The 13,172-nt window shown below is 37.5% G+C and carries 8 protein-coding genes and 1 pseudogene; 4 read left to right on the top strand and 5 right to left on the bottom strand.

Annotation, left to right across the window (positions count from 1 at the left end; all coding sequences use genetic code 11):
* Positions 1–127: 127 nt before the first annotated feature.
* Genes B1C82_RS19045 through B1C82_RS19055 form a run of 3 tightly spaced genes read right to left on the bottom strand, consistent with a single transcriptional unit; the run spans position 128 to position 6,502 of the window.
* Entirely contained in the window at positions 128–2,032 is a 1,905-nt protein-coding gene (locus tag B1C82_RS19045; RefSeq protein ID WP_008591159.1) for a heavy metal translocating P-type ATPase, read from the bottom strand.
* A gap of 59 nt (positions 2,033–2,091) precedes the next feature.
* A complete protein-coding gene (locus tag B1C82_RS19050) occupies positions 2,092–5,196 on the bottom strand; it encodes an efflux RND transporter permease subunit (RefSeq protein ID WP_008591556.1) in 3,105 nt (1,034 codons plus the stop codon).
* Positions 5,162–6,502: a TolC family protein gene (locus B1C82_RS19055; RefSeq protein WP_010514610.1), complete on the bottom strand. Its 1,341-nt coding sequence runs from the start codon at positions 6,500–6,502 to the stop codon at positions 5,162–5,164. The genes B1C82_RS19050 and B1C82_RS19055 overlap by 35 nt, the downstream gene beginning before the upstream one ends.
* A 916-nt stretch (positions 6,503–7,418) precedes the next feature.
* Here B1C82_RS19055 and B1C82_RS20950 point away from each other — a divergent pair.
* From B1C82_RS20950 to B1C82_RS19075, 4 genes and pseudogenes are all read left to right on the top strand, one after another.
* The gene (locus tag B1C82_RS20950) at positions 7,419–7,874 is read left to right on the top strand and encodes an LIC_11090 family protein (RefSeq protein ID WP_008589852.1); all 456 of its coding nucleotides are present in this window, start codon (positions 7,419–7,421) and stop codon (positions 7,872–7,874) included.
* A gap of 79 nt (positions 7,875–7,953) precedes the next feature.
* A complete protein-coding gene (locus B1C82_RS19065) occupies positions 7,954–8,733 on the top strand; it encodes a hypothetical protein (RefSeq protein WP_008590697.1) in 780 nt (259 codons plus the stop codon).
* Between the two features lie 56 nt (positions 8,734–8,789).
* Positions 8,790–9,950 carry a transporter gene (locus tag B1C82_RS19070; RefSeq protein WP_008589764.1) on the top strand — a complete coding sequence of 387 codons (1,161 nt, stop codon included), beginning with the start codon at positions 8,790–8,792 and terminating at the stop codon, positions 9,948–9,950.
* A 270-nt stretch (positions 9,951–10,220) separates the two neighbouring features.
* A pseudogene (locus B1C82_RS19075) lies at positions 10,221–11,537 on the top strand (DDE-type integrase/transposase/recombinase).
* Between the two features lie 104 nt (positions 11,538–11,641).
* On the opposite strand, the gene B1C82_RS19080 reads toward B1C82_RS19075, so the two are convergent.
* On the bottom strand, positions 11,642–12,451 hold the full coding sequence (locus tag B1C82_RS19080; protein WP_008591344.1) for a hypothetical protein: 810 nt from the start codon (positions 12,449–12,451) through the stop codon (positions 11,642–11,644).
* Positions 12,452–12,460: 9 nt separating this feature from the next.
* The gene (locus B1C82_RS19085; RefSeq protein ID WP_008591236.1) at positions 12,461–12,895 is read right to left on the bottom strand and encodes a hypothetical protein; all 435 of its coding nucleotides are present in this window, start codon (positions 12,893–12,895) and stop codon (positions 12,461–12,463) included.
* Between the last annotated feature and the right edge of the window lie 277 nt (positions 12,896–13,172).

Below are 13,172 nucleotides of genomic sequence, written 5' to 3' on the forward strand. Positions count from 1 at the left end.
TACTAAAAGTGTAACCCATGTGACTGGTTTAAGGTGTTACCTATGTGGTTGATCGTTCAAATATAACAAGAACGCAAAGCGACAGATTGTCCATTATGGGAAGTAAGCTCTATTATATATCCGGCCATCATTCTAAATTAATAAATTTCATCCTCTGGATTCGCATAGCATTCAAAATTGCTAAGAAAGACACCCCCACATCTGCAAAAACTGCCTCCCACATTGTTGCAAGTCCCCCTGCCCCTAAAACTAAGACTATAACTTTGATAGCAAATGTAAGAATTATGTTTTGCCAAACCACTTTCTGCGTTTCTTTCCCAATTCTTACTACAGTTGGTATTTTTGTAGGCTTATCATCCTGAATTACTATATTCGAAATTTCAATTGTTGCATCGCTTCCGATGCCACCCATAGCAATTCCCACATCACTCACTGCAGCTACCGGAGCATCGTTAACTCCATCTCCCACAAATGCGACAGATTCAAATTTAGATTTTAATTCTTTTACCTTTTCTACTTTATTTTCCGGTAAAAGATCACCAAAATAATCCCTCACCCCAATGTTCTCTGCGACAAAGCGAACTACTGAAGACTTGTCTCCACTCAGTATCATTGTTCGTATATTCAAACGATGTAATTCTTCTATAGTTATTCGAGCATCTTCTTTAATTTTATCAGCTATAATAAGATAACCTGCAAATTTATTATCAATAGAAAAAGCAATAGTCGTGTTGATGAAGCTAGCAGGATCTACATTATAACTTATTTGGAACTTATCCAACAGCTTAAAGTTGCCAACTAAAATCTCCCTTCCATTAATTAGCGCTTTCATCCCTAAACCCGGCACTTCTTCTATATTCCCAACGCTCAGATCTCTATTGATTTCACCCACATAATTGTGAACTGCAGTTGCGACCGGGTGAGTAGACTTACTCTCAATTAAATTTATATAATCTAAAACCTTCTTTTTGTCAAAACCAGGACGTATACTGACTTCCTGAATTTCAAATATACCTTCCGTTAAGGTCCCAGTCTTATCCATTACTACATTTCGAATTGAAGCCATCGCATCTAAGTAATTGGATCCTTTAACAAGAATACCACTCTTAGATGCGGCTCCGATCCCGCCAAAATAACCCAACGGAATCGAAATAACCAAAGCACAAGGGCAAGAGATTACCAAAAAGATTAGAGCTCGATAGAACCAATCGTTGAATACATAAGTGTCTAAATAAAAATATGGGATAAAACAAATTCCTACCGCGAGGAGAACGACGATAGGAGTATAGATCTTAGCAAATTTTCGGATAAACTTCTCAGTCGGAGCTTTCTGGGTAGCAGCCGCTTCCATAAGGGTTAAAATTTTTGATAGTTTACTATCCTGATAGGCTGTTGTTATTTTAATTTCAATTACGGAATTTAAATTTATCATACCAGCAAGAACTGTATCACCTTGTCGCTTTGTATCCGGTTTACTTTCTCCGGTTAATGCAGCCGTATTAAAACTCGCTGATTCTGATAAAAGTTCTCCATCTAAAGCCAGTTTTTCACCTGGCTTCAGTTGAATTATCTCTCCAATCAATACCTCAAAGGCCTTCTTTTCAAAATACTCATTTCCGTTCATGATAAGCACTGTATCCGGTCTTTGATCTAGTAAGTTTTTTATATTTAGTTTCGCTCTCTCTACAGATAGGTTTTGAAAAACCTCACCGATAGAGTAAAACAACATCACGGCGACTCCTTCTGGATATTCCTCCAAATAGAATGCCCCCATTGTAGCAATACTCATCAGTAAGAACTCGGTAAATATCTCTCCATCTTTCAAACTTTCCAGGGCCTCTTTGATTACAGGAAACCCAACAGGTATATACGCCAAAAAGTAAAAACTAAACCGAACCCAACCATGAAAGAAGGTATTGGAAAAATAGTTTTCCAGTATAATTCCCAAGATCAAAAGAAGAAATGAAAGTGTTACCGGAAGGAAAACCTTAAGGTTTTTCAGCTTTTCTTCATTCTCTATTTCTTTATTCATATTATAATTCCTTAATAATTATTCTTACATCATTAACAAAGTAGTTAAGGAATTATAATTTATTCTTTCTCTAACCAGTAATAGAAGACTGGTAAGATAATTAGAGTCAAAATCGTTGATGAAACAATTCCTCCAATCACAACTGTCGCTAAAGGTTTTTGAACTTCTGAACCGAGTCCTGATCCGAACGCCATCGGCAAAAATCCGAAAGAGGCTACTAGAGCGGTCATGATAACCGGCCGAATCCGACTAGTTGCTCCTTCAGTTACAGCCTGTTCAACTGTCACTTTAGGATTGTCTCTTAACCGATGAATCGTATCTAATTTTACCAATCCATTCAATACTGCAATTCCGGATAATGCGATAAAGCCTACATATGCAGATACGCTTAAAACCATTCCTCTAAAGAATAGAAACCATATCCCTCCTGTTAAAGCAAATGGAACACAGAAGAATACAAGTATTGCTTGGCGGAATGATCCAAGACCCATGTATAGAACTACGAATATCATAAAGAGTGTTGAAGGAATGATCACCAATAGCTTGGTTTTTGCACTTTCAAGATTCTTTATTTGCCCTCCCCAAAATACAGAGTATCCAGGAGGTATTTGCAGAGAATTTACCTTGTCCTTAGCTTCTTGATAGAAGCTCTCCAAATCTCTTCCTCTTAAATTTACAGACACCGCAACGAAACGCCTTGCTTGATTTCGAGAAATTGTCATCACCTTTTCGGTCTTTTCTATCGAAGACATTAAACGGATTGGAAGCATCCCACCATCTTGTGTACCAATGTTTATATTGGCAATTTCCGCCTCACGATTTCTAAAATCTTCAGATAACCACATTTTGATTGGGAATCGCAGCTCTTCTTCGTAGTAACCTCCTACCTCGAAACCGCTCATCGTTGCCTCAACAGAAGCGTTCAAGGCAGGCAAATCAACATCATAATAATTTAATTTAACTAAATCCGGAACAATATCAATTACCTTGGCCTTTCTCAAAGCCATAATCGGATCTAATTCTACCTCTTCAGCTCCCCTTATACTTTCCAATGTATTCTTCAAAGTCTCTTGCAATTCAAATAATACATTCAGGTCCTTTCCTAAAATCCTAACGCTGATATCTGCCCGACTCCCCTCCATTAATTCGTTAAATCGCGCCTCTAATGGTTGGCTCAATGTTAACTCCGACTCTGGAAATTTTTCAGATACAGTTGTGTGTATTTTATCTAAAAAGGCTTCCCATTTCTCAGTCACCAAGAGATCGGACAGTGATTCTTTTTTCAGAATGATAAAGGTATCTGCGTTAAACGGCCCCATTGGGTCGTTAGCTACAGAACTCGTTCCTACCCTTGAAAAAACACCTTGAACTTCGGGAAGAGTTAAGAGCAGTTTCTCAACCTCTTTTTGTTCCCTAATACTTTCCTCGATGCTCACATTGCCTTCTCGAACAATAACAAGCATCAAGTCCCCTTCAGTAAGTTTTGGCAAAAATACAGTCCCTAAACGAGTGTATAAAAATCCTGAAAGAAGAAAGAAAAACAGTGATGAGAGAGCAATCATCTTAGGTCTTTCGAGCATCTTTGGTAAAAAATTTCTATACCACGTCACGAACTTACTTTCTTTCTCTGCATGAACATTCTTACTGTTTGGCGTCATAAAGAAATACAGCAACGGAGGAAGAAAGAATATAGCAAGAATCAAGCTAAACCCTAAAGCTAACAGGACTGTCTCTGCCATTGGTCGAAACATCTTGCCTGGAATACCGTCCAAACTCAAAATAGGAAGATACACCAACATAATAACAATAATCCCAAAAGTCACAGGTTTCAAAACCTCAATCGAGGATTGAAAAATTATCTGCCTCTTCTCTGCGTTATTAGAATAGGATTGCTTTTCGAATCTAGACAATACGCTTTCTGCAATTACAATTGAGGCATCTACTAAAAGACCGAAATCAATTGCCCCGAGACTCATTAGGTTTGCAGAAATCCCAAAGTATTTCATACCGAGAGATGCGAGTAGCATAGAACCGGGAATTATAGAAGCGACGATTACTGCTGCTCTCCAATTTCTAAGAATGAAGAACAACGTAATGATTACAAGAATTGCACCTTCTCCTAGATTTCTTAATACAGTATTAATTGTTGCATTTATTAGAAAAGATCTCTCCAAAAGAACACTAACTTCTACATCCTGAGGAAGAGTCAGCTTTTGGACAGCTTGATTAAGTTCATCATTCACTCTTTCACTATTCTCGCCTCTTAGCATTAAGGCAGTTCCGAGAATTATTTCTTTTCCTCCGGCAGTTGCTCCTCCGAGTCTGAATTTTCCATGTTCTTTTACTTCTGCAATGTCCGATACACGTATAGCACCACCGCTTGCCATTCTTTGTACAGGAATCTTTTCAATTTCTTGCAAATGGTTTTTTATTCCATTAATCCTAACGATCGCAATCTCCTTACCTCTCGAAATGATCCCACCACTAAAATTCTCTCCTAATGTAGAGAGAGTCTCGATCAGCTTGTCAATAGTAAGACCCCATCTTGCCATCTTGGAAGGAACTAAATCGATATGTATTTCCTTTTCATATCCGCCGTTCGAATCCACTTCCACAATACCAGGAACCATGGATTTTAATTGGGGACGGACTACATAATCTTGAATAGTTCTCAGATATAATAGCCTCTTCTCATCTGTCATCTTTTCCAATTCTGAACCGGGTTTAGCTTGAACTGAATAGAAAAATATTTCACCTAAACCAGTAGAGTTAGGTGCAACTTCCGGTGAAACATCATCCGGGAGTTTATTTTTGGCACTCGATAACCTCTCTAATACAAGAGACCTTGCCAAATATATATCCGTACCTTCTTTAAAGATTAAAGTTAAATTAGAAAGTCCGAATTTAGAAACAGAACGAATATCAATTAAATTAGGCAACCCCATCAATTCCGTCTCTAGAGGAAAGGTAACAAGCTTCTCTACTCTCTCCGGGTCTAACGGCCCGGTATTTGTAGTTACAATAACCTGTACATTTGTAATATCCGGCACAGCGTCTATTGGCACCTGCTTAAGATTAAAGAAAGAATAAATAAAAAGAAATAATACGATCCCTATAGATAGAATCGAATTATTTAGAACCGTATTTAAAAGTTTGCTCAGCATTTTTCAATACTCCTATAATGTCTTTTTCATTGGTGATATATAGAAGATTGAGAAATGCTTCTATATGCGTTTGTTGCGCATCCAATATGGCATGGTATGTTTCGTGAAGTTGATTCTCCAACTCCAGATAACTTAAAATTTGAATCCGAGATCTGGAAAATTCAGTATCCGCGAAGGTAAGGTCATTCTCAATTTCTTCCAGCTTAGACAAATCGAATAATTTAATATTAACTTTCGATTTCTCATATTCCAAAATTGTTTGCCGAAGATTCATTCTAATTAGATTCTCTTGCTGCAGTACGTTATTCGATTTTGCGTCCAAATTTTTTGCAGCGGAGGCAACTTTATTTTGATATTGATCCCATACTGGAACCCTGAACTTTAAACCCACATCGAAATATCTGTTTGCAACCCCAGATTTATCTTCTCCAACCTGGCCAATCACTGCATAGTCGGGATATTTTTCCAAACTAGCTAAGCGATATTCAGTTCTTGCTTTCTCTACTTCTCCTCTTGCAGTCAATAGCATCGGGTTGTTATCAATGGCTTTTTTTTCCAAATCGCTTTGATCAAAACGAATCCCGTCTTTAAAAAAGGGCAAAGACAACAAAGGAACCGAATCAAATCTAAGATACAAATTCATTGATTCGTAATTCTTTGAGGAGAGTAACTCTAAATCATTAAAATGTTTCTTTAAAGTCAGTATCCTTCTTTCCAAAATGAATAAATCAGTTTTGGCTTGAGGAGTTATAAAAGGTCTTGATCTGATATAATTTTCGATTATAGCAAGTCTACGTAGCCTCTCTTTCACATGGCCTCTATTTATATCAGCCATAAGATATCGATAAGCAAATTTTACTGCATTCAGTCGCACTGAGTTTGTAGCTTCAATAACTTGTATTTCTTTAATCTTGGAATCATTATCCACTAAGAGTTGTTTTAACTCTTTTCTTCCGGGGAAATAAATAGGCTGCTCTACTTGAAAAGAATATTCAAAGCCGGACTCATTTGCAGCCTTTCTCTGACCATAATCCATGGATAGAATGGGGTTCTGAGTCATCCCCTCTTGCCTCTTTCTAAAATAAAGGCTTTCTAAGTCTGAGCTTAAAGAGAGAAGTAATGGTGAATTGCGTTCTGCAATTTCGACAACATTCTCCATTGTAATCTTTGCCGATTTTTTCTCTGCAGGTTCAGCTCCAAAATTAGGAACAACACTTAAAGAGAAAAATATGATCGATAAAACGAATTTGTTTAAATTAATAATTCTATAGAGGTAAATATTCCTCTTAAATAAATAGCAGTACACAGCTAACCTCCACGTTTTAAACTTAACTGTCTAAAAACGTGGATATTTAAATTAGAATTCGGATGGTATTAAGGCTAAAGATCGGATCAGAATGGACATCAATTGGAAAGATCGAATCTCGCAACTCTGAAATAGCAATTTCGATATTTAACAACGAATCTACAAAAAATATATAACTGCTTAGAAATGAAAGATGAGCAAAAGAGCTAAAAAACTTCTCTTTGTACGATATGTTTATACTACCAGTATCCCATTCGCAATCAGACTCCTCTTGCGGCGCTGAAGGCTCATGAGACAAATCCGAACCATGCATTTCACTTAATTCAATAGGACTCACCGAATCAAATCTGCATAACCTATTACAATTAATAGATAAAATACATGCAGAAAGGAACGATAAGCTTAACAGAATTTTATGCAAGCTCGGAATCATAATCAAAACTTTAGACGGACTAAAAGTTTGTAAATAACAAATTATTTAAAACTAATTAGCCCCAAAGGCGATAATGATAATTCAGAATCAAATTTGTATGAGTTATAATATATATAGCGAAAATCAATAAAAACGGCCCGAATCCTGAATTCCAGCGTATCTGAAACAATTATATGAATAGAAATGAAAGGATTATCTATTTCTAATTTATTCAAATTCGGATAGAAGGTTAACCTAAATCAATAAAATTCGATTCTTCTCTTTGAAATAATAACTAACAATGCGTTCTAAATAGATCTGTATCGATTTATCTACAAGTTTGCTAAAAACGATTTCATTATACGATTATAGCCGTATTAATAATTCCTACTCTATCAAAACTATAAATTACTCTTAAACTCATTCAAAGCTCGTTTGTATTTTTTGTTTGACGAATTAAACTCGGCCAAGGATTTCTTCAATCATTCGGAATTGCATTTAAATTTGTTTCTACTCAATTTAATAAAATCAATTCTATTCCTTGCATTGACTCCCGGACTACTTGTGCCTAACGAAGGATTTATCTGGGAAAAATTGTTTTCGAAAAGCCGAATCTGCAACTGTAATCATAATTCAAAACGAGATATCCATGCAAGCGCAGAAGACGATTTCTTTCGTAACATTCGTCTGGTGAATACAAGTTTCACCGAAAAAACGAACCGACCCAATTGCCATTCACATCCGGAAAGCCCTGTTCACGAATGCGCTTGTAAAAAGGAAAAATCAGATCCTTTCTTCTCACAAATACGTCTTATCTCTCATTATGTTATCGCTTCCAAAATTTCCCTGAGTCCTGTCATAGAATATTCCTTTCCGATGAAAGGCATAGACTTTGCAAAACTAACTTTAGCTCACGGAAAAAGACTCAAACGACCACCTAAATCAATTTACATATCTTAATTCCAATTTCGCTTTCGGAAGTTCGCAAGTAACGTCCGGAGTAATTTTTAAACAACTTATAATATTCAGGAATATAAATATGTTATTTCGTTATATACAGATGACTGCGGTCACTCTATCTCTATTCATCTTTAATTGTTCTCAACTTGGATTCGTTCCTAAAGAAGAATCTTCAAATCAAATACTAATGCAAACTCTCTTTGGAATCTCCACCGAAGAAGGATGTTCGATCAAAAATCTTTCGCCCATTTCGAATACCCTCTCCTATTTAATCCCGCAAAGAATTGGCTATGATTTGTATAATTGTTCGCCTGCCGATCTGAAAAGTTTGGGATTGATTGGGAATCTATCCGAATTGGCGGAAGGCATTAGCGGAAATTCTTCGAACGCGAACTTTTATAGCTCGGGTAATATCGCTTTACCAAGCTCTAACGGCGGAACAAATCTTGAGGTTTCCTTCTCTCTAAAATCCGGAGGCAGTCTTACTACCTATGTTTATGGATCTGGAAATCCAATCTCCGGACCAGCAATTCGTTTAAGTGATTCGAGTCGGGAACAATTCTATTCAAGTATGACCAACGATTTCGAAACGATTAGCCAAAGCACATCCGCCTTAACTTCGAATACGAATCATATATACTGTATAGACTTCCAATATGCCAACTCCGAACAGTGGATCAATGCTTGGCCAAAGAAATGTTCTCAGATTTCGCAATCCGAACGTAACTCGATGATGATGTTCCCGGTAATGCAAATGATGGATGTCCCATCCTATTCGGGAAGTCGCATCGGTTTCGTACTCAACGGAGCCAAACTTACCTCTTTTGCGATCGGATCGATTATATCACAAGTCGATTGATCATCCTAAATGAGGGTCGCTTCATAGCGGCCCTCATTCTTGATTCGGAGTTAAAAATGAAACATTATATTATTCTTTTCCTTCTTCTTCTGCATATTTCTTTCCAAAGCCTCTTACCTGTAGAACCGGAAAATTCCAAAACGGTCATCGAAGAAGATCCTCATGCGCAACATCGTAAGGCAACCTCACAAGAACAGTCCCACAGCCACGGAACCAGAGCGGACGAAATCGCACCTGCAGGATTAATGTTTCCGCATGTTCACAAGAAAGATTCCTGGTTATTAGATTTCCGTTATATGGGAATGAACATGTCAGGTTTATTGAATGGAAGTAAATCGATGGGAACTTATGAGGCTCTTTGGTTTCCACAATTCGACCCTAGCGTATCCATGCCAACGGGAAGTTTGTTAACCGGAGGACCGAGCATTCCCCAAACCTCCGTCAACGGTTATCGATATATGTCCGTTCCCAAGACTATGCTCATGGAAAGTTACATGACAAGTGCAATGTACGGGCTGTCAGATGATACGATGGTAATGTTTATGGTGCCGGTCTTACGAAACCAAATGATGATGGAGACAAGTAATTTTGACTCCTCCCAAATGAAATCGGCAGGTGTCGGAGATATTTCCTTTTCAGCAGCACATCGTGTTTTCCAACGAAACAACAATGAGTTTTTCTTAAACTTTGGAATCTCCCTACCTACAGGATCAATCGATCAAAGAGATTGGATGCCGATGATGGGAGATCAAAAAGTTCCCTACAATATGCAGCTTGGGACAGGAACAATCAATTACTTACCCGGAATCGCGTATTCAGGGAAGTCTGATCGATTTTCCTGGGGTCTTGGAGCTAATGCAAATCTACGCAGTTCAAAAAACGAGAACCAATATCGTTTTGGAAATATCTATGATATTAATTCTTGGATCGCCTACTCTATCTTTTCTTGGACGAGTATTTCAATTCGAGTTCAAGCTAGCTATTGGGAGAATATAAAAGGAAGAGACGGCTCCCTGGATCCGAAAATGGATCCACAGAATGATCCGAATCGGCAGGGAGGAAACAGAACGGACTTACTTCTCGGTATGAATTTTCTTGTAGTCGAACGGATTCGATTCGGATTCGAAACTGGAAAACCTTTCCATCAGCATTTGAATGGGCCTCAATTGGCCATGCAAACTCTTTTCAATACCTTCCTTCGGTTTGATCTGAATTGATATATAGTAAATAAAAATTTTATTTCTTGCAATGTAATGTGGCCGGGTCTAAAACATCCGGCTTTTTGAAAACGTGTAGTATATTATAATATTTAATCTTTCTAAATTAGCACAATTTCCGATGAGACAGATTCCCCATTATGGGAAGTTACCTATTGCATCACGTAATAATCTACTCCAAATGAATCTGGAAAATCAGATAAAAATCTACTCCAAATCTTAAGAATCAAACGTATTACAATCTCCTCTTTCTATGGTTGAGGTTGCAATATGAGACTGAATCTACAGGAGAAACGAATGGTTTCCAAGATCTTCAAGGAGAGATACCGTTGGGCTTTCAAGAAAGAAAAAAGTCTGATCCTAGATGAGTTCATAAAAGTCACAGGTTACAATCGATCGTACGCGAGAACCGTTCTCCGAATTACCAAATCAAAGAACTCCAAGCACCCTCGAAAAAAGAATCCTATCTATGATGATGAAGTTAAAAAAGCAATTGAATTCCTTTGGGAAGTTCTAGATCGGATTTGTTCCAAAAGATTAAAAGCGGCCATTCCCGAAATTTTAAAACAAATCGAAGAATTTCAAAGCTATCCTTTAGAAAAGCATGTGAAAGCAAAATTACTAACAATTAGCTCCGCGACCATCGATCGGCTACTTAAACCGATCCGGTTTAAATTCAGAGGTCGAGGCACTTCTGTCACGAGACAACCTCGTTTTCTAATAGATAAAATACCGATTAAAACCTTTGGAGAATGGAAAGATACTCCTCCCGGCTTTACTCAAGTCGATCTGATCGCTCATAATGGAGGAAATGTTTACGGTGGTTTCTTCTCGACTCTTTTTGCGACAGATGTTTGCACCGGATGGACAATTTGTATCCTAGTAAAGAATAAGACCGAATTTCAAATGCTAAAGGCATTTTCCAGGCTCCGGAAGGCTTTCCCTTTCCCATTACGAGGAATTCACTCTGACAACGGTTCTGAATTCATAAACGATACAATCTTAAGGTTCTCTGAAAAATACAAACTCACTTTCACCCGAAGTCGGCCTTACAAGAAAAATGATAACCCCCATATTGAACAGAAAAACTATTCAGTCGTTCGGAGAAACACCGGCTACTTAAGGCTTGATCAGCCCGAACACGCTGAGTGTCTGAAAACAATGTATTCTTATCTCAATCTGTATAATAACTTCTTCCTACCAATTATGGTCCTAACAGAAAAACACCGCATAGGATCTAAAGGAATTCGAAAATATGACGAACCCAAATCCCCATACGCCCGAGTATTGAATCGTAAAGAAATACCTAAAATCTCTAAGAAAGAATTGATCTCTTTCTACCAGACTTTAAACATCTTCAAACTCAAAGAATAAATTAACCTTCTCCAGGCCCAAATCGTTCGATCTGCTGCCCCTATTAGAAATCCGGTAGAAAAGGTCAAAATACGTCGAAAAAAAGGAATTACTCACACGACTCCGGTTTGGAGAAGAGAAATGAATTCCGAAACAAAAAATCCCTTTATCGAAAGGCAACGAATCGAAGAACTTAGGCGAGCCACCCAAAAAGTCTGGAATAACAGAAAATAGTTTACTCTCTTATCTTTCGCCATGATATTTGGAGTAGATTTTTAATTGATTCTCCACTGCCATTTTGAGCAGGTTTTTACTGAAGCAAGTCGAGTTAAGTATTTTTATAATAAGCGGTTCACTATGGGCAAATTTACAATATTATCTGAAATAGCAAATTTTAACTCCAATATTATACGAGATTTCTCCATCTTTGTTTCTAAATCATAGCGACCACTATCAACTTTACTCAAAACACCTTCGCTATTCGCTCTAAAAAACCCTGGGTCAGTCCCGAAAAGCTTCTGTATATGTTCTGAATCTTTTAATTTCCCTGAAATTAGAACGAGCGCGAACGTACTATCAATAACTTGTAAAATGTATCCAGCATTCCAGCCTACTGGGCTTGACTGAGAGACTAATTTCCTCGAGTATTGATTGTATTTACATAGCTGCCCAATATTTAATTTTCCTTCCATTCGAAAAAGTCGAACTCGCCCCTCTACATAATCTAAAATTGATTGTGAGTCGTTTTCGTATGCATGATTTAAAGCAATCAATGCGCTTTCACTATTCTTAACTTTTTCCGAATCTGCTTTTTTCTCCTCGACCAAAACTAAATTCGATTTTATCCGCTGAAAAATCGCAGATACTTTCCCCAAAAGCATATCAGTTGTGGGCAGAATTAAAAACGAAAAGGTTAATCCGGATAGAAATGGCAATCCGACTCTGAAACATTTTTCGACTTTCAGAATATTCAAGAACTCAGTCCAGCCGTTCACTGGATTATACTTATCAGGCCAAAACAGGCCGATGAGAATCTGAAACAACTTATCAGAGTTAATTAAGAAAAATGAAAATGCTATTGAACCAAATATTGGATGGCTAAAGCGGTCCGTAAAAGGCTTAGAAATTGTCTTCAAAAGTTCGCTCATAATTTCTTTCTATTTAAACTTCCCACTATTAATAATACATTCTGGTATTTTACCTTTGTGTAATAACAATATTGGCTGTAAATTTTGGTCTTCTTTACGATTCATTTCAGAAGGAAATTCTTCCATTAAAGTCTGTTCAACTCTTTCAATGGCTCCTTCAACAACCTTTCCAAGCTTTCCTAAATATAATTTCGCCCCATGCCGCAAACAACCTTCTATCCAATGCCTATAACTTGAACCGTATCTCGGATTAACTGATTCACCATTGATTTTTCTTGGATTCCCGCCGAATACACTCTTATCCACCTTTCCCCAGTAGAATGGCTTCTTATCCCATTCATGCAGATAGATCCCCTGAGTATGATCTTTTGCATCCTCATATTTCTCACATAGCTCCCAAATTATTTCAATACTATCTATTTGATCTAATTCGAGCTCCGACATTTCTAAATCCTTTAATGCGTTTTTATATTAACGAAAAAATTCCCAGTATTCCAATCTAACTTAGGCTGATCCATGAAGATAGACTCCGAAGTTCGTAAGCCGCAGGAATTGCATTGGATCCAATAGTGCCATTCCCCGGCTTCTGCTTTTCTCTTTCTGAACCTAACTCCAAACCAGTTCTTACACGTTGGACATTTCTTTAAGTTTATAGACTGACCAATAAATTTCAGCATTCTAAACAATGATAGGCATGTCTACGTAGTTAATAAGTTGTATG

This window comes from Leptospira venezuelensis (assembly GCF_002150035.1).
Classification (GTDB): domain Bacteria; phylum Spirochaetota; class Leptospiria; order Leptospirales; family Leptospiraceae; genus Leptospira_B; species Leptospira_B venezuelensis.

Excerpts from the sequence above, each read along its gene's own strand:
- B1C82_RS19045 (WP_008591159.1), bottom strand. The coding sequence starts at position 2,032 with ATGAATAAAGAAATAGAGAATGAAGAAAAGCTGAAAAACCTTAAGGTT.
- B1C82_RS19070 (WP_008589764.1), top strand. The coding sequence starts at position 8,790 with ATGAAACATTATATTATTCTTTTCCTTCTTCTTCTGCATATTTCTTTC.
- B1C82_RS19050 (WP_008591556.1), bottom strand. The coding sequence starts at position 5,196 with ATGCTGAGCAAACTTTTAAATACGGTTCTAAATAATTCGATTCTATCT.
- B1C82_RS19085 (WP_008591236.1), bottom strand. The coding sequence starts at position 12,895 with ATGTCGGAGCTCGAATTAGATCAAATAGATAGTATTGAAATAATTTGG.
- B1C82_RS19065 (WP_008590697.1), top strand. The coding sequence starts at position 7,954 with ATGTTATTTCGTTATATACAGATGACTGCGGTCACTCTATCTCTATTC.
- B1C82_RS19080 (WP_008591344.1), bottom strand. The coding sequence starts at position 12,451 with ATGAGCGAACTTTTGAAGACAATTTCTAAGCCTTTTACGGACCGCTTT.